Origin of the sequence: Leclercia sp. 119287 (assembly GCF_009734485.1) — a bacterium.
Classification (GTDB): domain Bacteria; phylum Pseudomonadota; class Gammaproteobacteria; order Enterobacterales; family Enterobacteriaceae; genus Enterobacter; species Enterobacter adecarboxylatus_C.
Window position 1 is genome coordinate 1,575,099 of the sequence record NZ_CP046445.1, and the last position, 21,743, is coordinate 1,596,841.

General features: G+C 58.0%; 22 protein-coding genes. 14 read left to right on the forward strand and 8 right to left on the reverse strand.

Features of this window, described 5'->3' with window-relative positions; translation table 11 throughout:
* Nucleotides 1-90 precede the first annotated feature (90 nt).
* From potG to GNG27_RS07675, 7 genes are all read left to right on the forward strand, one after another.
* Nucleotides 91-1,224 (forward strand): putrescine ABC transporter ATP-binding subunit PotG, encoded by a 1,134-nt coding sequence (gene potG, locus GNG27_RS07645; protein WP_156263301.1) that lies wholly within the window; start codon nt 91-93, stop codon nt 1,222-1,224.
* A gap of 9 nt (nt 1,225-1,233) precedes the next feature.
* Nucleotides 1,234-2,184 carry a putrescine ABC transporter permease PotH gene (gene potH / locus GNG27_RS07650; protein ID WP_156263302.1) on the forward strand — a complete coding sequence of 317 codons (951 nt, stop codon included), beginning with the start codon at nt 1,234-1,236 and terminating at the stop codon, nt 2,182-2,184.
* Complete coding sequence (gene potI / locus GNG27_RS07655) at nt 2,181-3,026, forward strand: putrescine ABC transporter permease PotI (RefSeq protein ID WP_156263303.1); 846 nt, start codon at nt 2,181-2,183, stop codon at nt 3,024-3,026. The genes potH and potI overlap by 4 nt, the downstream gene beginning before the upstream one ends.
* A 59-nt stretch (nt 3,027-3,085) precedes the next feature.
* Nucleotides 3,086-3,574: a YbjO family protein gene (locus GNG27_RS07660; protein ID WP_142488856.1), complete on the forward strand. Its 489-nt coding sequence runs from the start codon at nt 3,086-3,088 to the stop codon at nt 3,572-3,574.
* A 40-nt stretch (nt 3,575-3,614) separates the two neighbouring features.
* Nucleotides 3,615-4,742 (forward strand): 23S rRNA (uracil(747)-C(5))-methyltransferase RlmC, encoded by a 1,128-nt coding sequence (gene rlmC, locus GNG27_RS07665; protein ID WP_156263304.1) that lies wholly within the window; start codon nt 3,615-3,617, stop codon nt 4,740-4,742.
* Nucleotides 4,743-4,877: 135 nt separating this feature from the next.
* A complete protein-coding gene (locus tag GNG27_RS07670) occupies nt 4,878-5,570 on the forward strand; it encodes a response regulator transcription factor (RefSeq protein WP_142488858.1) in 693 nt (230 codons plus the stop codon).
* Entirely contained in the window at nt 5,567-7,021 is a 1,455-nt protein-coding gene (locus tag GNG27_RS07675) for a sensor histidine kinase KdpD (RefSeq protein WP_156263305.1), read from the forward strand. The genes GNG27_RS07670 and GNG27_RS07675 overlap by 4 nt, the downstream gene beginning before the upstream one ends.
* A 141-nt stretch (nt 7,022-7,162) precedes the next feature.
* Here GNG27_RS07675 and artJ read toward each other — a convergent pair whose 3' ends face one another.
* The 6 genes from artJ to GNG27_RS07705 form a co-directional block, all read right to left on the reverse strand.
* Entirely contained in the window at nt 7,163-7,894 is a 732-nt protein-coding gene (gene artJ, locus GNG27_RS07680) for an arginine ABC transporter substrate-binding protein ArtJ (RefSeq protein ID WP_142488860.1), read from the reverse strand.
* 173 nt (nt 7,895-8,067) lie between these two features.
* Nucleotides 8,068-8,736: an arginine ABC transporter permease ArtM gene (artM, locus tag GNG27_RS07685; protein ID WP_142488861.1), complete on the reverse strand. Its 669-nt coding sequence runs from the start codon at nt 8,734-8,736 to the stop codon at nt 8,068-8,070.
* A complete protein-coding gene (artQ, locus tag GNG27_RS07690; RefSeq protein ID WP_032617286.1) occupies nt 8,736-9,452 on the reverse strand; it encodes an arginine ABC transporter permease ArtQ in 717 nt (238 codons plus the stop codon). Before artQ ends, artM begins: the two co-directional genes overlap by 1 nt.
* Before the next feature lie 6 nt (nt 9,453-9,458).
* Nucleotides 9,459-10,190, reverse strand: coding sequence for an arginine ABC transporter substrate-binding protein ArtI (gene artI, locus GNG27_RS07695; RefSeq protein ID WP_142488862.1), 732 nt, complete (start codon nt 10,188-10,190; stop codon nt 9,459-9,461).
* 19 nt (nt 10,191-10,209) lie between these two features.
* Nucleotides 10,210-10,938 (reverse strand): arginine ABC transporter ATP-binding protein ArtP, encoded by a 729-nt coding sequence (artP, locus tag GNG27_RS07700; RefSeq protein WP_059308406.1) that lies wholly within the window; start codon nt 10,936-10,938, stop codon nt 10,210-10,212.
* Between the two features lie 213 nt (nt 10,939-11,151).
* Nucleotides 11,152-11,670 (reverse strand): lipoprotein, encoded by a 519-nt coding sequence (locus GNG27_RS07705; protein WP_142488863.1) that lies wholly within the window; start codon nt 11,668-11,670, stop codon nt 11,152-11,154.
* Nucleotides 11,671-11,792: 122 nt separating this feature from the next.
* On the opposite strand from GNG27_RS07705, the gene GNG27_RS07710 reads away from it, so the two are divergent.
* From GNG27_RS07710 to GNG27_RS07720, 3 genes are all read left to right on the forward strand, one after another.
* On the forward strand, nt 11,793-12,116 hold the full coding sequence (locus tag GNG27_RS07710; RefSeq protein WP_032617291.1) for a heavy metal-binding domain-containing protein: 324 nt from the start codon (nt 11,793-11,795) through the stop codon (nt 12,114-12,116).
* Entirely contained in the window at nt 12,113-12,943 is an 831-nt protein-coding gene (locus GNG27_RS07715) for an N-acetylmuramoyl-L-alanine amidase (RefSeq protein WP_142488864.1), read from the forward strand. Before GNG27_RS07710 ends, GNG27_RS07715 begins: the two co-directional genes overlap by 4 nt.
* Before the next feature lie 272 nt (nt 12,944-13,215).
* On the forward strand, nt 13,216-13,839 hold the full coding sequence (locus GNG27_RS07720; protein ID WP_142488865.1) for a helix-turn-helix domain-containing protein: 624 nt from the start codon (nt 13,216-13,218) through the stop codon (nt 13,837-13,839).
* Here the strand turns inward: GNG27_RS07720 and GNG27_RS07725 are convergent.
* Together GNG27_RS07725 and GNG27_RS07730 are read right to left on the reverse strand one after the other, a co-directional pair.
* Nucleotides 13,833-14,498, reverse strand: coding sequence for a hypothetical protein (locus GNG27_RS07725; RefSeq protein ID WP_197090568.1), 666 nt, complete (start codon nt 14,496-14,498; stop codon nt 13,833-13,835). The genes GNG27_RS07720 and GNG27_RS07725 overlap by 7 nt on opposite strands.
* Nucleotides 14,498-16,075 (reverse strand): ExeA family protein, encoded by a 1,578-nt coding sequence (locus GNG27_RS07730; RefSeq protein WP_156263306.1) that lies wholly within the window; start codon nt 16,073-16,075, stop codon nt 14,498-14,500. The genes GNG27_RS07725 and GNG27_RS07730 overlap by 1 nt, the downstream gene beginning before the upstream one ends.
* A gap of 263 nt (nt 16,076-16,338) precedes the next feature.
* Here GNG27_RS07730 and gspC point away from each other — a divergent pair, with 263 nt between their 5' ends.
* The 4 genes from gspC to gspF are packed head-to-tail and all read left to right on the forward strand — an operon-like array spanning nt 16,339 to nt 21,743.
* Nucleotides 16,339-17,112: a type II secretion system protein GspC gene (gene gspC / locus GNG27_RS07735; protein ID WP_370462888.1), complete on the forward strand. Its 774-nt coding sequence runs from the start codon at nt 16,339-16,341 to the stop codon at nt 17,110-17,112.
* A gap of 13 nt (nt 17,113-17,125) precedes the next feature.
* Nucleotides 17,126-19,036: a type II secretion system secretin GspD gene (gspD, locus tag GNG27_RS07740; protein ID WP_156263307.1), complete on the forward strand. Its 1,911-nt coding sequence runs from the start codon at nt 17,126-17,128 to the stop codon at nt 19,034-19,036.
* A gap of 23 nt (nt 19,037-19,059) precedes the next feature.
* The gene (gene gspE / locus GNG27_RS07745) at nt 19,060-20,535 is read left to right on the forward strand and encodes a type II secretion system ATPase GspE (protein ID WP_370462894.1); all 1,476 of its coding nucleotides are present in this window, start codon (nt 19,060-19,062) and stop codon (nt 20,533-20,535) included.
* Entirely contained in the window at nt 20,535-21,743 is a 1,209-nt protein-coding gene (gene gspF, locus GNG27_RS07750) for a type II secretion system inner membrane protein GspF (protein ID WP_156263308.1), read from the forward strand. Before gspE ends, gspF begins: the two co-directional genes overlap by 1 nt.

Sequence of the window (21,743 nt, forward strand, 5' to 3'; positions counted from 1 at the left end):
CTCGTAGGCCGGGCAAGCGTAGCGCCCCCGGCAACAGGCGCACCGTTCTGGTGCGCCTGCACCAATTTGATTGATGCCGGAGAGCACCCCGTGAACGACGCGATCCCCCGCCCGCAGGCGAAAACCCGTAAAGCGCTGACCCCGCTGCTGGAAATCCGTAACCTGACCAAATCTTTTGATGGTCAGAATGCCGTGGATGATGTCAGCCTGACTATCTACAAAGGCGAAATTTTTGCCCTGCTGGGTGCATCTGGCTGCGGGAAATCGACGTTGCTGCGCATGCTGGCCGGGTTCGAACAGCCCAGCGCCGGGCAGATTATGCTCGACGGCGTTGACCTCTCGCAGGTACCGCCGTATCAGCGTCCCATCAATATGATGTTCCAGTCTTATGCGCTGTTCCCGCACATGACCGTGGAGCAGAACATCGCCTTTGGCCTGAAGCAGGACAAAATGCCGAAAGCCGAGATCGCCGGCCGCGTGGCCGAAATGCTGAGCCTGGTGCATATGCAGGAGTTTGCGAAGCGTAAGCCGCACCAGCTCTCGGGCGGGCAGCGTCAGCGCGTGGCCCTGGCCCGAAGCCTGGCGAAACGGCCAAAACTGCTGCTGCTGGATGAGCCGATGGGGGCGCTGGATAAAAAACTGCGCGACCGCATGCAGCTGGAAGTGGTGGATATTCTGGAGCGCGTCGGCGCGACCTGCGTGATGGTGACTCACGACCAGGAAGAGGCGATGACCATGGCCGGACGCATTGCGATCATGAACCGCGGCAAGTTCGTGCAGATTGGCGAGCCGGAAGAGATCTACGAGCACCCGACCACCCGCTACAGCGCCGAATTTATCGGCTCCATGAACGTCTTCGAAGGGCTGCTGAAAACGCGTGAAGAGGACGGGCTGGTGATCGACTCGCCGGGCCTTATCCACCCGCTGAAGGTCGCCGCCGACAACTCGGTGGTGGACAACGTGCCGGTGTACGTAGCGCTGCGCCCGGAGAAAATCACACTCTGCGACGCGCCGCCTGCCGATGGCTATAACTTTGCGGTGGGGGAGGTGGTGCATATTGCCTATCTGGGCGATCTCTCCATCTATCATGTCCGTCTGAAGAGCGGACAGATGATCAGCGCCCAGCTGCAGAACACTTACCGCTACCGTAAAGGGCTGCCGACCTGGGGCGACGAAGTGCGTCTCTGCTGGGAAGCGGACAGCTGCGTTGTGCTGACGGTATAAGGAACGGCGATGAACAAACCTGAACCTGTGACCCGCCCCGCTGCGGGCATTGATACCAGCTGGCTGACGCGGATGCAGATGGCCCACGGGCGCAAGCTGGTGATCGCCCTCCCTTACGTGTGGCTGATCCTGCTGTTCCTGCTGCCGTTCCTGATTGTGTTTAAAATCAGCCTGGCCGAGATGGCACGCGCGATCCCGCCCTACAGCGACCTGGTGGAGTGGGACGACAGCCAGCTGTCGATCATGCTCAACCTGGGCAACTTCCTGCAGCTGACCGACGATCCGCTCTATTTTGAGGCCTATCTGCAGTCCCTGCAGGTGGCGGCTGTCTCGACGATCTGCTGTCTGCTACTGGCCTACCCGCTGGCCTGGGCGGTGGCCCACAGCAAGCCCTCGACGCGTAATATCCTGCTGCTGCTGGTGATTTTACCCTCGTGGACCTCGTTCCTGATCCGCGTTTATGCCTGGATGGGGATCCTGAAGAACAACGGCGTGCTGAACAACTTTCTGCTGTGGCTGGGGGTTATCGATCAGCCGCTGACCATTCTGCACACCAATCTGGCGGTCTATATCGGCATTGTGTACGCCTATCTGCCGTTTATGGTTCTGCCGATTTACACCGCCCTGACGCGCATCGACTACTCGCTGGTAGAAGCGGCGCTGGATCTCGGTGCCCGTCCGATGAAAACCTTCTTCAGCGTCATCGTGCCCCTGACCAAAGGCGGGATTATCGCCGGGTCGATGCTGGTGTTTATTCCGGCGGTGGGGGAGTTCGTGATCCCGGAACTGCTCGGCGGCCCGGACAGCATTATGATTGGCCGCGTGCTATGGCAGGAGTTCTTTAACAACCGCGACTGGCCGGTGGCCTCGGCGGTGGCGATCGTGATGTTGCTCCTGCTGATCGTGCCGATCATGTGGTTCCACAAGTACCAGCAGAAACAGATGGGAGATCACGGATGAACAACTTACCGGTAGTACGCTCGCCGTGGCGGATCCTGATCCTGGTGATTGGCTTTACGTTCCTGTATGCCCCGATGCTGATGCTGGTGATCTACTCCTTCAACAGCTCCAAATTAGTGACGGTGTGGGCAGGCTGGTCCACGCGCTGGTACGGGGAGCTGTTCCGCGACGAGGCGATGATGAGCGCCGTGGGGTTAAGCCTGACCATTGCCGCCTGCGCGGCGACGATGGCGGCGATCCTCGGCACTATCGCCGCGGTGGTGATGGTGCGCTTTGGCCGTTTCCGCGGCGCCAACGGTTTTGCCTTTATGATCACCGCCCCGCTGGTGATGCCCGACGTGATCACCGGCCTGTCGCTGCTGCTGCTGTTTGTGGCGATGGGGCACGCCATTGGTTGGCCGTCGGATCGCGGCATGCTGACCATCTGGCTGGCCCACGTCACCTTCTGCACCGCCTATGTGGCGGTGGTGATCTCCTCGCGGCTGCGCGAGCTGGATCACTCCATTGAAGAGGCGGCGATGGATCTCGGGGCGACGCCGCTGAAGGTGTTCTTCATCATCACCCTGCCGATGATCATGCCGGCGGTGGTCTCCGGCTGGCTGCTGGCCTTTACCCTGTCGCTCGACGACCTGGTGATCGCCAGCTTTGTCTCCGGCCCGGGGGCGACCACGCTGCCGATGCTGGTCTTCTCCAGCGTGCGCATGGGGGTCAACCCGGAGATTAACGCCCTGGCAACGCTGATCCTGGGCGTGGTCGGCATTATCGGCCTGATTGCCTGGTATCTGATGGCGCGGTCTGAAAAACAGCGCCAGCGCGATATCCAGCGTGCAAGACGCGGCTGAAGCTCCTAAAATCTGCAAAGAAGCGTAATTGAGATGCCGCGTTATCGCGGCATCGTTTCATGGAAGACATCACGTTGGGATTTTTCAGCAAAACAAGTCAGTCACATGCCCGTCTGAATGTTCCTGCTCTGGTGCAGGTGGCGGCGCTCGCCATTATTATGATCCGCTGCCTCGATGTATTTATGATTTTCAATACTCTGGGCGTGCGCGGCATGGGCGAGTTCATTCACCGCAGCGTCCAGACATGGAACCTGACGCTGGTCTTTTTCGCCAGCCTGATGCTGGTGTTTATCGAAATTTACTGCGCCTTTTCGCTGGTGAAAGGGCGTAACTGGGCGCGGCTCATCTACCTGCTGACCCAGGTGGTCGCCACCGGCTATCTGTGGGCCGCGTCGCTGGGTTACGGTTATCCGGAACTGTTCAGCATCCCCGGCGAGTCAAAACGCGAGATCTTCCATACCCTGGTGATGCAAAAGCTCCCCGATATCCTGGTGCTCGGCCTGCTGTTTGTGCCCGCGGCCAGCCGACGGTTTTTCCGTCTGCAATAACGTGTATAATCGCTGCCCCCAGACGTATTAAGGTTTCGTTATGCAGTGCGCACTCTATGACGCCGGTCGCTGCCGCTCCTGCCAGTGGATAGAACAGCCGGTCTCTTCTCAACTTTCCGCCAAAATGGCCGACCTGCAGACCTTGCTGTCTGACCTGCCGGTGGCGGAGTGGTGCGCGCCGGTCAGCGGGCCGGAACAGGCATTTCGCAATAAAGCCAAAATGGTGGTCAGCGGCAGCGTCGAAAAACCGCTGCTCGGAATGCTCCACCGGGACGGCACCCCTGTCGATCTGACCGACTGCCCGCTCTATCCAGCCTCGTTTGTCCCGGTCTTTGCCGCCCTGAAACCCTTTATTGCCCGCGCGGGTCTCACGCCCTACAACGTGGAGCGCAAGCGCGGCGAGCTGAAGTACATTCTGCTCACCGAAAGCCAGCTTGATGGCGTGATGATGCTACGCTTCGTGCTGCGCTCGGACGCCAAGCTGCCTCAGCTGCGCGCGGCGCTGCCGTGGCTCCAGGAACAGCTGCCGCAGCTGAAGGTGATCACCGCCAACATTCAGCCGGTACATATGGCGATCATGGAGGGCGACGAAGAGATCTTCTTCACTGAACCCCAGGCGCTGGCAGAACGTTTCAACGACGTGCCGCTGTGGATCCGCCCGAAGAGCTTCTTCCAGACCAACCCGACCGTCGCCAGCCAGCTGTACGCCACCGCCCGCGACTGGGTGCGTGGGCTTCCGGTGAATCATATGTGGGATCTGTTTTGCGGCGTCGGCGGCTTTGGCCTGCACTGCGCCACCCCGGAGATGAAGCTGACCGGGATTGAGATTTCCGCCGAGGCGATCGCCTGCGCGACCCAGTCGGCTACCGAACTGGGGTTAACGAATCTGCATTTCCAGGCACTCGATTCGACGCAGTTCGCTACCGGCCAGGGCAACGTGCCGGACCTGGTGCTGGTTAACCCGCCGCGCCGCGGCATCGGCAAGGCGCTGTGCGACTACCTGAGCCAGATGGCCCCGGATTTTATTATCTACTCCAGCTGCAATGCCCAGACGATGGCGAAAGATCTCCGCGAACTTCCGGGCTATCGCCTTGCGCGCGTGCAGCTGTTCGATATGTTCCCCCATACCGCGCACTATGAAGTGCTGACCCTGTTAGTTAAGTCCTGAGCCACTGCCCGGCGGCGCTGCGCTTGCGCGGGCCTACGGGTTTTGTCGGCCCGCGCAATCTTAAACAAAATGTGAACGTTTCCCGCCGCGGAAATCGGGTAAGCTTTACCTGTTAAGATTTAATAAGGCTGACCGATGAAGCAGATCCTGCTGGTGGAGGACGATGGCGATATCGCCGCGTTACTGCGCCTCAATTTAGAAGACGAAGGTTACGTAATTACCCACGAGGCGGACGGGGGCAGGGCGCTGCACCTGCTCGGGCAAGCCCACTGGGATGCGGTGATCCTCGACCTGATGCTGCCCAACGTTGACGGGCTGACCCTCTGCCGGGCTATCCGCCAGCGCGACCACTACCTGCCGGTGATTATCATCAGCGCCCGCAGCAGCGAAACCGAGCGCATTCTGGGCCTTGAAACCGGGGCTGATGACTACCTCGCTAAACCCTTCTCGGTGCAGGAGCTGGTGGCGCGGATCCGGGCGCTGTTCCGCCGTCAGCAGGCGATGGGCCAGCAGTCCTCCGGGCTTATTACCGCCCACGGTCTGACCATCGACCCGCTGGCTCGCAGCGTCCTGCTGCACGGCGAGGGGGTGGATCTCACCCCGCGTGAATTCGATCTACTCTACTTTTTCGCCCGTCATCCCGGGGAGGTCTTCTCCCGCCTGGCCCTGCTTGAACAGGTGTGGGGATATCAGCACGAAGGCTACGAACACACCGTCAATACCCACATCAACCGCCTGCGGGTAAAAATTGAGAAAGACGCCGCCGAGCCGGAGGTGATCCGCACCGTCTGGGGCAAAGGCTACCGGTTTGCCAGGGAGGCGGAATGACGCGTCGTCTCACCCTGCTGTTTATCCTGTTGCTGACGGGCTGTGCGGCAGTGGCCTGCGCGGTGCAGCTCTGGACCAGCATGCAGTACGGGAATGCCATGGTGCAGCGTCTCTCCGGCGGGCTGGCGCAGCACATCGCCCAGCGTGAAACCCTGCTGGATGCCAACGGGCAGGTCGATCGCACCCGGCTCAAGCCGCTGTTCGACAGGCTGATGACCTTTAACCCCAGCGTGGAGCTCTACATCCTCTCCCCGGACGGGGAGATCCTCGCCGATGCTGCGCCGCCGGGGCATATCAAGCGGCAAAAGCTCACTGTTGCGCCGGTGCAGCAGTTTCTCAGCGGCGGGATGATGCCGGTCTACGGGGACGATCCCCGCACCCTGACGGGAGAGAAGGTCTTCAGCGCCGTGCCGCTGCATCAGGACGGCGTACTGCGCGGCTATCTGTACATTATTTTGCAGGGGGAAGAGCTGAACGCGCTGGCGGAGCGGGCGTGGCAGAAAACGCTATGGAGCACGGTGCTCTGGTCGCTGCTGCTGGTGGCCCTTTTCGGCGCGCTGGCGGGCGGCCTGGTCTGGTACTGGGTGACCCGGCCGGTGAAGCAGTTAACCGACGAGGTGAGTGGCCTCGATCGCGAAAGTATGCACGTCATCAAGCAGCTGGCCGCCCAGCCTCCGCAGGCCGCTCCGTCGGACGAAGTGGCCCTGCTGCGTAACACCTTTATCGAACTGGCGCAGCAGATTGCCAGCCAGTGGGATCAACTGGCTGACAGCGACCGGCAGCGCCGGGAGTTTATCGCCAATATCTCTCACGATCTGCGCACTCCGCTGACCTCCCTGCTGGGGTATCTGGAGACCCTGTCGCTGAAAGCCGGCACGCTCTCACCGCAGGAGACCCAGCACTATCTCTCTATCGCCCTGCGTCAGGGGCACAAAGTTCGCCATCTTTCCCAGCAGCTGTTTGAGCTGGCGCGCCTGGAGCACGGCAGCATCAAGCCGCAGCGGGAGCGCTTTGCCATCGGAGAGCTGATCTCCGACGTAGCGCAAAAGTTTGACCTGGCGGTGGAGACCCGCCAGCTCCGGCTGCATATCGATGTGCCGCGCCAGCTGCCGATGATCAATGCCGATCTGTCGATGATCGAGCGGGTAGTGACTAATTTGCTGGATAACGCTATTCGCCATACCCCACCGGGCGGCGAGATCGGGCTGAAAGTGTGGCTGGAGGGCGAGCAGGTGCAGGTGGAGGTGAATGACAGCGGGCCGGGGGTTGATGCACATCTGCGCGATCGGCTTTTTATGCGGCCATCGGCGCTGAGTCAGCAGGCGGCGCGGGATAATCGCGGCGGTCTGGGGTTATTGATTGTGAAACGAATGCTGGAGCTGCACGGGGGCGGGATCAGGTTAATGGAGGCGGGTCAGGGCGCAATATTTCGTTTTTATGTGCCGTTATAAAAACGCCGGGTGGCGCTAACGCTTACCCGGCCTACAAAAACCCTGGGGCCCGTAGGCCCGGTAAGGCGAAGCCGCCACCGGGCATCAGACCGCACAGCCCGTAGGTCGGGTAAGGCGAAGCCGCCACCCGGCACAACAAACTTACTGCGGGAACCACTGGTCGCTGATTTTCTGATACGTGCCGTCCGCTTTAATCGCTTTCAGGGCGCCGTTCAGTTTCTCCACCAGGGCTTTGTTATCCGGACGCACTGCAATGCCCAGACCGGTGCCGAAATACTGCGGGTCGGTCACTTTATCGGTAGCGGTGCCCAGCTGCGGGTTGGTTTTCAGCCACTCGTTTACCACCGCCGTGTCGCCAAACACGCCATCGATACGGCCATTCTTCAGGTCGATAATCGCGTTCTGGTAGCTGTCATAGGCTACGGTTTTCACTTCCGGGTGCTTATCCTGGAGGTATTTCTGGTGCGTGGTGCCGTTTTCCATGCCGATGCGTTTGCCTTTCAGCTCATCAAAGGATTTGTAAGCGCCTTTCTTCGCAATCACCACCGCAGAGTTGGCGTAGTACGGGTCGGTGAAAGTCACCTGCTTGCTACGCTCCGGGGTGATGTCCATACCTGAGATCACCGCGTCATATTTTTTGAATTTCAGAGACGGGATCAGGCTGTCAAAGGCGTGGTTAGTAAAGGTGCACTCGGCCTGCATCTGGGTACAGAGCGCTTTCGCCAGGTCGATATCAAACCCGACGATCTGGTTGCTGGCATCCAGCGATTCGAACGGTGGATAAGTCGCAGAAACACCGAAGTTGATTTTATCGGCGGCAGAAGCGCCCGCGGCGAAGGTTGCCAGTAAAGCGGCCAGAACTAACTTTTTCATTGTGAAGCTCCCGTCTGTCAATCTTGTCGTTATATGCCGTGTCTGCGGCTGGGAGTTACAATGCCATTGAATGAATTTGTATGCAATAAAAATGATTAAATATTACTAAAATATAAAAAAAGGCGGACAGTGGTTAGACTTGTCCGCCTTCTTTAATCACATTGTATGCAGTTTTAGTTGCGGCGTTCGAACGCCAGCGCTCTACGCTCAACCAGACGCATCAGCAGGGTCAGCAGGCCGTTGACCACCAGGTAAATTAACCCTGCGGCACCAAACACCATTACATCGTAGGTGCGCCCGTACAGCAGCTGTCCGTGGCCCATCACTTCCATCAGGGTGATGGTGTAGGCCAGCGACGTACTCTTGAACACCAGCACCACTTCGTTGGAATACGAGGAGAGGGCGCGCTTGAAGGCGTACGGCAGCAGGATCGCCAGCGTATCTTTCTTGCTCATCCCCAGCGCACCGCACGACTGCCACTGCCCGTCCGGGATGGCGCGGATGGCGCCATAGAACAGCTGGGTGGTATAGGCGGCGCTGTTCAGCGACAGGGCCAGCAGGGCGCAGAGCCACGGCTCGGAGAGCAGATGCCACAGCACCGGATACTCCTGCAGCGTCGGGAACTGGCCCGGGCCGTAGTAAATCAGGAAGATCTGCACCAGCAGCGGGGTGCCGGTAAACAGGGTGATGTAGCCGCGCACGATCCACACCAGCACCGGCGTTTTCAGCGTCAGGATGATGGTGAAAATCAACGCCAGAACCAGCGCCACGATAATCGAGGCGACGGTCAGCGTCAGGCTGGTGTGCAGCCCTTTCATCAGTTCGGGTAAGTAATCCAGCATCAGCCTGGTCTCCGTTCAAAACGCGTCGCACGCAGGTCAATACGCTTGAGAATGTACTGACTGAGCAACGTGATCACCAGGTAGATAGCCGCCGCCACGATGTACCAGGTAAAAGGCTCCTGGGTACGGGTGGCGATGCTTTTGGTCTGCAGCATCAGGTCGTTAACGCTGATTAAGCTCACCAGCGCGGTATCTTTCAGCAGCACCAGCCACTGGTTGCCGAGCCCCGGCAGGGCATGACGCCACATCTGCGGCATCACCAGACGGAAGAAGATTGCCGTTTTCGACAGCCCCAGCGCCTGACCGGACTCCCATTGACCCACCGGCACCGCTTTCAGCGCGCCGCGCAACGTCTGCGAGGCATAGGCGGAGTAGAGCAGGGAGAGCGCGATCACGCCGCACAGGAACGGGCTGACGTCGAAGTTTTCGATCTGCATCTGAATCGGGATCTGCACTACGCCCAGATTGAGCGTAAAGCCGTCCGACAGCATCAGCAGCAGCTGTGACGAGCCGAAATAGATAAACAGCACCACCAGAATTTCCGGCAGGCCGCGAAGAAGGGTCACCAGTGCAGAGCCGGTCCAGGCGACAGGTCGCCACTTAGCCGACTCCCACACGGCAAAGATCATCGCCAGCACCAGGCCGATGATCAGCGCACAAACGGCAAGGCCGACGGTCATCCCGGCGGCGCTTGCTAATGGAAAAATTTCGTTCATCAGTTCTTACTTCTGGAACCATTTTTTGTAGATGGAATCGTACGTGCCATCTTTCTTCACTTTTTCCAGCGCGGTGTTGAATTTCTGCTGCAGCGCGGTGTTGCCCTGGCGCACGGCAATGCCCAGGCCGGTGCCGAAGTAATCTTTATCCGTCACTTTATCGCCAACCGCAGCCAGCTTGTCGTTGGCCTTCAGCCATTCGGTCACCACCGCGTTATCACCAAAGACCGCGTCGATACGGCCGTTTTGCAGATCCAGACGGGCATTCTGGTAGCTGTCGTATGGCACGGTAGTGATTTCCGGGTGCTTATCCATAATGAATTTCTGGTGGGTGGTGCCGTTCTGCACGCCCACTTTCTTGCCTTTCAGCGCTTCGATAGAGGCGTATTTACCCTTCTGACCGATGAACAGGGCAGAGTTCTCATAGTACGGAGTACTGAACAGAACCTGCTTTTCACGTTCCGGAGTGATATCCATACCGGCCATCACCGCGTCGATACGGCGGAATTTCAGGCTTGGGATCAGGCTGTCGAAAGACTGGTTCGCAAAGGTACAGGTGGCGTCGATCTCTTTACACAGGGCGTTAGCCAGATCCACATCGAAGCCGACGATCTTGTTGTTGGCATCCATAGACTCAAACGGAGGGTAGGACGCTTCGGTCGCGAAACGAATGGTCTCAGCGGCTGTTGCAGAGAGGCTAACGCTTGCAAGCAGGGCGGCAATCACTATTTTTTTCATTGTCGTTCTCTCGATTCGATTAGTGAGACAGATAATTTCTGAACGCGTCGGTCTGCGGCTGGGCAAAGCAGCTCGCATCACCTTGCTCTACGATATGACCGTTTTCCATATAGACCACACGACTGGCGGTTTTACGCGCCACTTCCACTTCGTGAGTCACGATCACCTGAGTAATGTTGGTTTCCGCCAGCTCGCGGATGATGCTGACGATCTGGGCGGTGATTTCCGGGTCCAGCGCGGCGGTCGGTTCATCAAACAGCAGCACGGCAGGCTCCATCATCAGGGCGCGGGCAATGGCCACACGCTGCTGCTGACCGCCGGAGAGGTGCAGCGGATAACGGTCGCTGTACGGCTTCAGGCGCAGACGTTCCAGCAGCTTCTCGGCACGGGCCAGCGCCTGCTCTTTAGAGAGGCCCAGCACGCGGCACGGCGCTTCGATCAGGTTCTGCTGAACGGTGAGGTGCGGCCAGAGATTGTACTGCTGAAAGACCATACCGACGTTCTGACGCAGATCGCGGATCGCTTTTTCAGACGGCGCTTTGGCAAAATTAAAGTGATTACCGGCAATATCCAGGGTACCGGAGCGCGGCATTTCAAGCAGATTGAGGACGCGAAGCAGCGAGCTTTTACCCGCGCCGCTTGGGCCTAACAGCACCAGCGTTTCGCCCTCAGGGCAATTCAGTGTGATGTCGAACAGCGCCTGGTGTGCGCCGTAGAAGCAGTTAATGCCGTTTAGTTGAATACTCATCGGGGCAGTCTTTACTCATCCAGGCAATCTATAGCAATTGAGGCCGCAAATAGTACCGTTGACAGAATAGTTATGCAATATTTATGCGTTAAAAGTTAAATATAAACCGAATCTATCCCTAAACATAGCACAAAGTAGCGAGCGGAGATGGCGACGAGAATAAATGTCGGCATTCCTCACGAAATGCCAGACATTTTGCGGGGTTTTATCTGCTTAACGGTTCTCAATAGACTGGCGCAGGGTGCCGGCCGGGGCGTGGACGCTGCCGCCGAGGTAGCGCACGTCATCAATGGCCCAGCACTGGCCTTCACGGATCATCAGCACTTCATCCTGCCAGCTTTCGCTGCCCTGGGTCAGTTTCACCCGCAGCGGAATATTGCGCGCATCGGTATTGGGGATGGTCGAGGCGCTGGCGACTTCAGCCGTTTGCGGCGCGATAGTGCGGCTGGAGAACGGATCGTCTTTCAGCAGGTTTTTATGCTGCGGATCGCGGCTGGCATCGCTCAGCAGCTGGGCCAGGTTATCGCTCAGGTACGGACGCAGCGCGGTCAAATCGTTGCTGCGGTGCGAAATGCGGTAGTCATAGAACTGTTGTGCCACGGCATCCGGACCGCCGGTAATGCAGCTGCCGCTGCGGGTTCCGATATCCTTAAAGGCCGGGGTGACCGGGGTGGTGCAGGCGCTGAGCAGCAGCGCGCAAGGCACTAAAAGCGTCAAAGCAGAATAGCGCATGTTGATTTCCTTATTAGGCTGCAATAATTAACTAACCTTTAAATGATAGCGTAACGATCGGATAATGGTTTTGTTCTTAAACGCTTAGGACCTGGTTCCCGGCATGTAATAAGGAGACAAATATGCAATTTTCAACCACCCCCACTCTGGAAGGACAGCCGATCAGTGAATATTGCGGCGTGGTGACCGGGGAAGCCATTCTCGGGGCCAATATCTTCCGCGACTTTTTTGCCGGTATCCGCGATATCGTCGGCGGCCGCTCCGGCGCCTATGAGAAAGAGCTGCGCAAAGCCCGTGACATCGCCTTTAAAGAGCTGGGCGAGCAGGCGAAGGCGCTGGGCGCCGATGCCGTGGTGGGTATCGATATCGACTACGAAACCGTCGGCAAAGACGCCAGCATGCTGATGGTCAGCGTCAGCGGTACGGCGGTGAAAACGCGCCGATGAAGCCAGCCCTTGTGCCCGTCCTGCTGGCGCTGCTGCTGGCAGGCTGTGCGACTGAAAAAGGCGTCGTGGATAAAGGCGGCTATGAGCTGGATACCCGGCGTCAGGCCCAGGCGGCTTATCCCCGTATTAAGGTACTGGTGATCCACTACACCGCCGACGACTTTGACAGCTCCCTCGCGACCCTGACCGATAAAAACGTCAGCTCCCACTATTTGATCCCGGCGGTCCCGCCGCAGCACAACGGCAAGCCGCGGATCTGGCAGCTGGTGCCGGAGCGCGAGCTGGCCTGGCACGCCGGGGTCAGCTTCTGGCGCGGCGCGACCCGGATTAATGACACCTCAATTGGTATTGAGCTGGAAAACCGTGGCTGGCAAAAAAGCGACGGCCAGAAACGCTTCGTCCCCTTTGAGCCGGCGCAGATCGCCGCCCTGATCCCGCTGGCGAAGGACATTATTCAGCGTTACGACATCAAGCCGCAGAACGTGGTGGCCCATGCAGATATCGCCCCGCAGCGCAAAGACGATCCGGGGCCGCTGTTTCCCTGGCAGGCGCTGGCGCAGCAGGGAATTGGTGCCTGGCCGGATCCGGCCCGGGTGGCGTTTTACCTGAACGGACAGCCACGTTATCAACCTGCGGATCCGGCCGTATTGCTCGATTTATTATCCCGGTACGGCTACGAGGTACCGGAGAATATATCTTTGGCCCAGCAGAAAAGGGTCATTATGGCGTTTCAAATGCATTTCCGCCCGCAGGTCTGGAATGGCCTGGCAGATGTCGAAACGGTCGCTATTGCCGAAGCCTTACTCGAAAAGTACGGTCAGCGCTAGCCCTCAAAATCAGTGGGTTAGCGCTTTTTTCTCATATTGGCTTAAGATTAATCTTAAGTTCATTTTAAATTAACTTTTAGTAAATTGACTTAAAAGTACCCACATTTAAGATAGCTCCATAGCTTGCTAAGCAATTCAGCAAATAAATATGGATTGAGACTTACTCTCATCTGAATATATCTTCTTATTTTATCTGGACTCGGTCTCGTATATCCGTTGCGACATCACTTTCGCAGTGGCTCTTTTATCTACAATTAATAACAGGCACAATAATGTTAAGCATATATGGAAAAAACTGTCGTCCGCAGGAAGCGATAGACGCTATTATTGCGGCGACCGCTGAATATCCAGAAAAAACGCTAAAGAAATGGCAGAAAATCATTACCGCGGATGTGAACTACATCCATATCGTCATTAGCGGCGAAGTCGAAATTCGTCGTGTCTCCGATGAGTTAAGTATGTTTACCATGCGCAGCGCGGGTTTTCTGGGTGTCTCATCTATCTACAATAAAGCGTCGTATATGTATGGTATTGCCCGCGATACGACGGTTATTCGCACCATCAGGAAAGATGAGTTTGAGCGCCTGATCGGTGAGAAAAATCTCTGGCCGCAGTTCAGCCAAATCCTTGTCTGGTATATTGGCCTGCTCAGCAAGCGTGATGATATTCTGGTTGCCCGCAGCGCGTACTCTGTGGTGCGTGAATTTTTGCTGGAAATTAATGAATTAATTATTTACCAGAATCGTGACGTCAATGTTTATGACTATATTCAGGAATATACCAACCTGGCCCGTAGCACGATTATTAAAATCCTCTCAGACCTGAAAAAAGGTCACTATATTGTGGTGGAAAAAGGTAAGCTGAAAAATATTACCAGCCTGCCGGAACGCTACTGAACATCCTGCTTCAGATCTCCATGGGTTAACGCCGATGGAGATTTTTTTTGCCCTGTCGTTGGCCCTTGCGCCGATATGCGCTCGGATCTTAACGTCGTTGTCCGATCGATAAGCCTCTCCCCCGTCAGCGTACCGGATTGCGTCTCGTCAACGGGATCCCCGGGCATTTTTCCCTGCGAATAATCCTCCTGTTGCTCTTTCAGGGCCTGCATAAACCGCGCTTTCAACGAGCCTGACCCGGTTTCGGGCGGCGAGACATGCGTGTCGGGCAAGGGTTCGCTGGAGATATCGCTGTCCGGGGGCTGCTGCCAGTCGGCGCCAGCGTCCATTACCAGCGGATCGCTCTTTGGCAGCGGCGGGGCGTTGACTTCCGCGGCTTCAGGTTGCGGCGCCGGGAAGGGTCTGGAGATGTAGACATAATGCATATCGGAGAGCTGAGTATCAGGCTGGGCGACGCTTACCGGCTGCGGTGTGGGCGTCGGGTGGCGCAGGTGCCAGTAAAGGTGCGCGTACAGCCCGGCGACCAGCATCGCGCCCAGGCAGCATAAGCTGATCAGGCTTGTGAAGGCGATCCTGGTCAGTGAGGGAAGGCGATAAGAGAACCAGACCGCCTCACCGGTCTGGAAGCTGCGCTGTGCAGCAAGACAAATCGTGGACATTATTGGGCTTTTCCTTTCGCCAGCGTTTGCGGGGGAGTATCCGTCACCGGCGTTACAATCGCGGGTGTGGTGTTATTGATGCGCATCAGCTGCATTAGCGTCTCTTCGCCGGGCATACCGTCGACGTTGAGCCGGGCGCTGGACTGGAATTCGCGGGTTCGCTTCACCAGCGCCCGGGTCCATGTTTGCGCGTGCGTTTCCGGCTCGTGCAGGGCCTGGCTGAGTTGGGCATCGATCCAGCGCACATCCTCGCTGCTGCTGGCCGCCCCGATTGCCGTTTTCCCTGCCGGGGAAAGACGGTGCAATAACGTATAGTTTCCTGTCGCATGGGTGGTAAACCAGCTGCGCTTCACCTGCCACGTGCGGTTATTCATCAGCAGATCGAGCGAATCTGCACCCACCCGCGCCACCACCGCATAATTCAGGTGATCCCCGGTTTTCAGTTCGCTCACCCAGGGATAGCCCCCTTTCTCCAGCGTGGCGAGCGGCGCATTGCCCTGCTTACAGGCGAGGTTCACCCGGGCGGCATTCTGACAGAGCGCCTCTTCTGCGGAAGGATCATAGCCCCACATGGCGTAGAGCTGATGCATGGCGTCCGGCAGGTTGACCACCTCATTGTCCATCTGTGGCTGTACGGGGGCTTGCGGGGCGTGAGTCAACCGCTTCCAGCTCGCAGGAACCGGCGGCTGCACGGGCAGCATGGCGCTGAGAGTGGAGGAGAAATGCCAGCCGCAGGCGGCAAACAGCACGCTGGCAAACAGACCAACCGTTGCCAGCGTTTTGCGATGAGTGGGGCGCGGCAGCACTTCACCCGCCGCCAGGCGCAGATGACGTGAGCCTACCGCGGCGGCACGTTCGGTCCAGGCTGCCAGCAGCGACAGGTGCGCCAGCGCGTTCAGCTTGCTGACGGAGCCGTGGCTCAGGGCATGCATGCGGCGCACGCGGGCAGGGCTAAAGGGCGATGTGTCGGCACCATGCTCCAGCGTCTGCGCCTGAACATAGCGCAATGTTTCGCGGCAGGTGAGCGGGCGCAGCGTATGGCGGGTATGCACGCGGGACGCCAGGCCGGAACGGGTCATCAGACGCGCGTCCTGGTCGGGCGTGCCGGTCAACACCAGCGTCAGCGGCAGCCCGCACTCCTGCGCGCGTGAAAGCAGCATCCCCAGCGTGTCCCAGCCATTATCCCGCAGCGCCTGAACGGCGGCGATCGTCAGCACCAGGCCGGTTGTTTTGCAGGCGGGGTATTTTTCCTGCCACTGATGCAGCACGGCATCAATGGCGTGCAGCCTGCTTTTGGCCTCTTTTGCGCTGGCGCTGAGTTTATACAGCAGGGCTTTCGCGCTCAGGGTCGGAAAGGCATTAATCGCCACCCCCGCAGGAGAGGTTACCAGTAATTGACCGGTGAAAGCGTTCAGTAGCGTCTCGTCATCGCTGAACAGGGCCGCAATACCGGCAAGGGTCGACTTCTCTGCCAGCATGCCGAAGACATCCTGATGATAAGACGCAAAGAAGTCGCCACAGGCGCGGGTCGCACTCCTGAAGGGCGGGCGGACAAATTTAAAATGACTCTGATACATAACGCTTCACCCTGGTAATTCATATCACTGATATTCAGCCAGGAAAGTACGAGAGGCGACGCAGTGGGTCAATTTTTCCGCAGGAGAAAAATAACCTTTTATAACCGCTTAACACCGGGGTTTTTAAGGGTCAATATTTTTCTGCATTAAAGTTAATGGCAAAGCAGATGGAGCCATCAGGCCGGCATTATTACTATTTTCGGGTGTTACAGGTGCAGCGCCAGGCTGCAAATTCCTGCATTTGCTAAAAGGCCCGTTAAATAATGAAAATGCAGCTCTATTCCCGATTTATTGCGCCCTGCGTGATGTTTGTCTTACTGCTGTTTAGCGGTCATCAGGGATATGTCGTCTTTAAAGCTTATAAAAAAGGCACGGACCCCGTCCCGGGTAATGCGCCAGAGCAGCCCCGCACAGGTCAACAGGGACAGACGTTTGCCCTGTTTCAGCCTGCGGTTAATCAGACCACGCCGCAGCAGGCGGAGAAAAAGTCAATTTCGGCTGAGGTTGACGGGATTATCAGCAGCGATGAAGCCTGGCTCTCCTTCGCGGTGATCAAAACGCCTAACGGACAGCAAAGTTACCGCGAAGGCGAGAGTCTCCCGGGCTACAGCGATGCGTGGATTGAAGAGATCAATCCCGACAATGTGGTGGTGAATTATCAGGGGGATCGTCAGGTGCTGGCGTTAAAGCGTCCCGACTATTTTAAAGGGGAGGTAAATCCCTCTCCGGTGCCAAAACCGAAAAACGATGCCGGGGGCGATAATTTACACCTCGACGACTATTTCGTGCTGAAGCCTTATATGGATAAAGGCCAGCTCGGCGGCTATCAAATAAAGCCGAAAAATGCCTCCTCCTTTTTTAGCCATAGCGGGCTGGAAAAGGGGGATGTGGTAGTGAAAGTGAACGCCGTCGATATGACGCGGGCGGAGCAGGCGAAAAGTATTATTGCCAGCTGGTCGAAAATGAGAGAAGCGGAAGTCGTAGTCAGACGCCACGCTCACCTTGAAAATATTCGGGTTAATGTTTTAAACAATTAACAAGTGTAATGTGATGAAGAAATTTCCCTGGGCATGTATCGCGCTGACCGCCGCGTCGTTGATCTCAAATTCAGTGATGGCGGCGAACTTTAGCGCCAGTTTTAAAAATACCGATATCCGAGAATTTATTGATACGGTAAGTCGCAACCTGAATAAAACCATTCTTGTCGATCCCTCCGTGCAGGGAAACGTATCGGTTAAGACCTATAACGTGCTGACGGAAGAGGAATATTATCAGTTCTTTCTTAGCGTGCTGGATCTGTACGGTCTGTCGGTGATCCCGATGGATAACGGCATGGTGAAGGTGGTGCGCTCCACGGTGGCGCGCACCGCCGGCGTACCGCTGGCCGACAGCAAAAACCCCGGCAAGGGCGACGAGATCATCACCCGCGTGGTGCGGATGGAAAACGTACCGGTACGTGAACTGGCCCCGCTGCTGCGCCAGCTGAACGACGCCTCCGGTATCGGCAACGTCGTGCACTTTGAACCGTCCAACGTACTGCTGTTAACCGGTAAAGCCTCGGTGGTCAACCGGCTGGTGGATCTGGTCGGGCGCGTGGATCGCTCCGGCGTGCAGCGCCGCGAAATCGTGCCGCTGCGCTATGCCTCGGCGAAATCGCTCAGCGACATGTTGAACAACCTCAACAACGAAGAGCAGAAAGGGCAGAACACGCCGCAGCTGACGACCAAAGTGGTGGCCGATGATGAAACCAACAGCCTGATCATCAGCGGCCCGGAAGATGGCCGGGCGCGTACCCGGTCGCTGATTGGCCAGCTCGATCGCGAACAGAATAACGAAGGCAATACCCGGGTCTTCTACCTGAAGTATGCCAGCGCCAGCAAAGTGGTGCCGGTGCTGACCGGGATTGGTGAGCAGCTGAAAGACAAAGCGGGCGCGGCGAAAAGTAAAACCCCGTCCGCCAGCAGCGAGCTGAATATTACCGCGGATGAAGCCACCAACTCGCTGGTGATCACCGCCCAGCCCAACGTCATGAACTCGCTGGAAAAGGTTATCGACAAGCTCGATATCCGCCGCCCACAGGTGCTGGTGGAGGCGATCATTGCTGAAGTGCAGGACGGTAACGGCCTCGACCTCGGCGTGCAGTGGACCGGCAAACACGGCGGGGTGCAGTTTGGCGCCACCGGTCTGCCGATAAGCCAGGTAAAAGCAGGTACCCTGAAGGGCGCCAGCTTTACCGGCATGGCGACCGGCTTCTTTAACGGCGATTTTGGCGCCCTGATGACCGCGCTCTCCACCGACGGTAAAAACGACATCCTGTCGACGCCCAGCGTCGTCACCCTCGATAACAAAGAGGCGTCATTTAACGTCGGTCAGGATGTGCCGGTACTCTCCGGCTCGCAGACCACCAGCGGGGATAACGTCTTTAACTCGGTGGAGCGGAAAACCGTCGGCACCAAGCTCAAGATTGTGCCGCAGATTAACGACGGCGACATCATTCACCTCAAGATTGAGCAGGAAGTCTCCAGCGTTGACGCCAGCGCCACCGAAGATGCGAGCCTCGGCCCAACCTTCAACACCCGTACCATCAATAACGAAGTGATGGTCCACAGCGGGCAGACCGTGGTGCTCGGCGGGCTGATGGAGAACGTCACCAAACAGAACGTCTCGAAGGTGCCGCTGCTGGGGGATATTCCGCTGGTGGGGCAGCTGTTCCGCTATACCTCCCAGGACACCTCGAAGCGCAACCTGATGGTCTTTATTCATACCACCGTTCTGCGCGACGACGACACCTACAGCGCGTCGTCGAAAGAGAAATATGACCAGATCCGCGCCCGTCAGCAGCAGCGGCTGGAAGAGAGCAAGTTCGGCATCGTCGCCCCTGAAGGCAATGCCGTTCTGCCCGACTACCCGGCGATGACAGGCACGGCGACGGTGAAAAACCGCAACCCCTTTAAAGAGTAAGGACGAGGCGCAACATGGACGAAATGCAACTGAGTCACGATCTCTGCAGTAGTAACTACGCCCGGGAGCACGGGATCCTCTTTTATCAGGGGCAGGTCTGGATGCGCGACGACGCTCCGGCGTTTGCCCTGCTGGAGATGCGCCGGGTGCTGGGGCGATCCTTCTCCCCGACCATTCTGACGGCAGACGCCTTCGACGAAATGCTGGCGAAGGTCTGGCAGCAGAACAGCGGTGTCTCCCAGCAGCTGGTGGACGACATGGATGCCGATATCGACCTGCTGGCGTTAACCGAGGAGATCCCCGACAACGAAGATCTGCTGGATAACGACGAAAACTCGCCGGTGATCCGCCTGATCAACGCCATTCTTGGCGAAGCGGTGAAGGACGGCGCGTCAGATATTCATATTGAAACCTTTGAGCGCACCCTGAGCATCCGCTTTCGCGTCGACGGCGTGCTGCGACCGGTGCTGCAACCGGCGCGCAAGCTCGCGCCGCTGCTGGTGTCGCGCATTAAGGTCATGTCGAAGCTCGATATCGCCGAAAAACGCCTGCCGCAGGATGGGCGTATCTCGCTGCGGATCGGGCGCAAGGCCATCGACGTGCGTGTCTCCACCATTCCGTCGCAGTATGGCGAGCGGGTGGTGATGCGTCTGCTGGATAAAAGCAACCTCCAGCCGGACATTAATAAGCTGGGGCTGATCGATCACGAGCTGGCCCAGCTCAAGGCGCTGATTGCCCGTCCGCACGGCATTATCCTGGTCACCGGGCCGACCGGCTCCGGGAAAAGCACCACCCTTTACGCCATCCTGTCGGCGCTGAACGGCCATGAACGCAATGTCCTGACCGTCGAAGATCCGATTGAGTACGAGCTGGAAGGGGTAGGGCAGACCCAGGTTAACCCGCGCGTGGACATGACCTTTGCCCGCGGCCTGCGCGCCATCCTGCGCCAGGATCCGGACGTGGTGATGATCGGCGAGATCCGTGACGGCGAAACCGCGCAGATCGCGGTGCAGGCCTCCCTGACCGGTCACCTGGTGATGTCCACCCTGCACACCAACAGCGCCGCCGGGGCCATTACCCGTCTGCGCGATATGGGGCTGGAGTCCTTTTTAATCGGATCATCGTTGCTCGGTGTCATTGCCCAGCGTCTGGTGCGTCGGCTCTGCACCCACTGCCGCACCACCAGTCCGCTGGATGACAATGAAAAAGCGCTGTTCAGCTTTATGGCCATTACCCCGAAGGCGATCTGGCGCGCGGTGGGCTGTGAGCACTGCCGCCAGAGCGGCTATCAGGGACGTGCGGGGATCCATGAGTTTCTGGTGGTCGACAGCGCCATGCGCCGGGCGATCCATGAAGATAAAGACGAAATGGCGATCGAAACCCAGCTCTTCAAACAGGCGCACAGCCTGCGCGAAAACGGTCTGCTGAAGGTGATCTCCGGCATCACTTCGCTGGAAGAGGTGATGCGCGTCACCGCCGAACGTGGGGGTGAGGAATAATGGCATGGTATGCGTGGACCGCGACCGACGCGGCGGGTAAAACCCGGCGCGGCACCCTGCAGGCCGAGGGGCAAAAGCAGGTGCGTCAGGCGCTGCGCGAGCAAAAGCTGATGCCGCTGACCATTACCCTGACCCGGGAAAAATCCGCTGCCGGCAGCGCACAGAAAGGGATCAAGCTCTCAACGCCGGACCTGTCGATGTTTACCCGCCAGCTGTCGACGCTGGTGAACGCCGCGCTGCCGCTGGAGAGCGCCCTGAAGGCCATTGCCCGGCAGTCGGAGGATAAAAAGCTGGCGGCGATGGTGAGTGACATTCGCGACAAGGTGGTGGAAGGGCATACGCTGTTCGACGCCTTCAGCCAGTTTCCCCGCACCTTCGACAAGCTCTACTGCACCCTGGTGATGGCCGGAGAAAAAACCGGCCACCTCGGCGATGTACTGGAGAAGCTGGCGGAGTACAACGAACAGCGCCAGAAGATGAAAAGTAAGCTCACCCAGGCGATTGTCTACCCGATCACCCTGACGGTGGTAGCCATTGCGGTCATCAGTATTTTGCTGGTAGCGGTGGTGCCGCAGGTGATCGAGCAGTTTACCCATATGAAACAGCAGCTGCCGATGACCACCCGCACGCTGATTGCGGTCAGCGATTTCCTGCAGGCGTACGGCATGATCATTGGCGGAGGGCTGGCGGCGGGCGCGATCGGCTTTAAAGGCTGGCTGAAGAAAACCCGCAATCGCTTCATCTGGCACTGCTGGCTGGTGAAAAATGCCCCGATTAAAAAGCTGGTTCGCGCCATCAACAGCGCGCGTTACATCCGCACCCTGAGCATATTGCAGGCCAGTAGCGTTCCGCTTCTGGAGGGGATGTATATCGCGATGGACGGGATTGAAAACCTCTATGCCCGCCAGGTGCTGGAGCAGGCGGCGGATACCGTGCGCCAGGGGGCATCGCTCTGTTCCGCCCTGGAGCAGGCGCAGCTCTTCCCCCCCACCATGCTGTATATGATTGCCTCCGGCGAAGAGAGCGGTGAATTAGGCAACTTAATGGATCGCGCCGCCGAAAATCAGGAATCGGGATTACAGCATCGTATTACCTTAACGCTGTCGGTATTTGAACCGGCGCTGGTGGTCTCCATGGCGACCATTGTTCTCTTTATTGTGATGTCAATATTACAGCCGCTTCTGCAACTTAATAACATGGTAGGTTAA

Bases quoted from the DNA above. Each gene is read 5' to 3' on its own strand.
- potH (WP_156263302.1), top strand. From the start codon at position 1,234: ATGAACAAACCTGAACCTGTGACCCGCCCCGCTGCGGGCATTGATACC.
- potI (WP_156263303.1), top strand. From the start codon at position 2,181: ATGAACAACTTACCGGTAGTACGCTCGCCGTGGCGGATCCTGATCCTG.
- GNG27_RS07660 (WP_142488856.1), top strand. From the start codon at position 3,086: ATGGAAGACATCACGTTGGGATTTTTCAGCAAAACAAGTCAGTCACAT.
- rlmC (WP_156263304.1), top strand. From the start codon at position 3,615: ATGCAGTGCGCACTCTATGACGCCGGTCGCTGCCGCTCCTGCCAGTGG.
- GNG27_RS07670 (WP_142488858.1), top strand. From the start codon at position 4,878: ATGAAGCAGATCCTGCTGGTGGAGGACGATGGCGATATCGCCGCGTTA.
- GNG27_RS07675 (WP_156263305.1), top strand. From the start codon at position 5,567: ATGACGCGTCGTCTCACCCTGCTGTTTATCCTGTTGCTGACGGGCTGT.
- artJ (WP_142488860.1), bottom strand. From the start codon at position 7,894: ATGAAAAAGTTAGTTCTGGCCGCTTTACTGGCAACCTTCGCCGCGGGC.
- artM (WP_142488861.1), bottom strand. From the start codon at position 8,736: ATGCTGGATTACTTACCCGAACTGATGAAAGGGCTGCACACCAGCCTG.
- artQ (WP_032617286.1), bottom strand. From the start codon at position 9,452: ATGAACGAAATTTTTCCATTAGCAAGCGCCGCCGGGATGACCGTCGGC.
- artI (WP_142488862.1), bottom strand. From the start codon at position 10,190: ATGAAAAAAATAGTGATTGCCGCCCTGCTTGCAAGCGTTAGCCTCTCT.
- artP (WP_059308406.1), bottom strand. From the start codon at position 10,938: ATGAGTATTCAACTAAACGGCATTAACTGCTTCTACGGCGCACACCAG.
- GNG27_RS07705 (WP_142488863.1), bottom strand. From the start codon at position 11,670: ATGCGCTATTCTGCTTTGACGCTTTTAGTGCCTTGCGCGCTGCTGCTC.
- GNG27_RS07710 (WP_032617291.1), top strand. From the start codon at position 11,793: ATGCAATTTTCAACCACCCCCACTCTGGAAGGACAGCCGATCAGTGAA.
- GNG27_RS07715 (WP_142488864.1), top strand. From the start codon at position 12,113: ATGAAGCCAGCCCTTGTGCCCGTCCTGCTGGCGCTGCTGCTGGCAGGC.
- GNG27_RS07720 (WP_142488865.1), top strand. From the start codon at position 13,216: ATGTTAAGCATATATGGAAAAAACTGTCGTCCGCAGGAAGCGATAGAC.
- GNG27_RS07725 (WP_197090568.1), bottom strand. From the start codon at position 14,498: ATGTCCACGATTTGTCTTGCTGCACAGCGCAGCTTCCAGACCGGTGAG.
- GNG27_RS07730 (WP_156263306.1), bottom strand. From the start codon at position 16,075: ATGTATCAGAGTCATTTTAAATTTGTCCGCCCGCCCTTCAGGAGTGCG.
- gspC (WP_370462888.1), top strand. From the start codon at position 16,339: ATGAAAATGCAGCTCTATTCCCGATTTATTGCGCCCTGCGTGATGTTT.
- gspD (WP_156263307.1), top strand. From the start codon at position 17,126: ATGAAGAAATTTCCCTGGGCATGTATCGCGCTGACCGCCGCGTCGTTG.
- gspE (WP_370462894.1), top strand. From the start codon at position 19,060: ATGCAACTGAGTCACGATCTCTGCAGTAGTAACTACGCCCGGGAGCAC.
- gspF (WP_156263308.1), top strand. From the start codon at position 20,535: ATGGCATGGTATGCGTGGACCGCGACCGACGCGGCGGGTAAAACCCGG.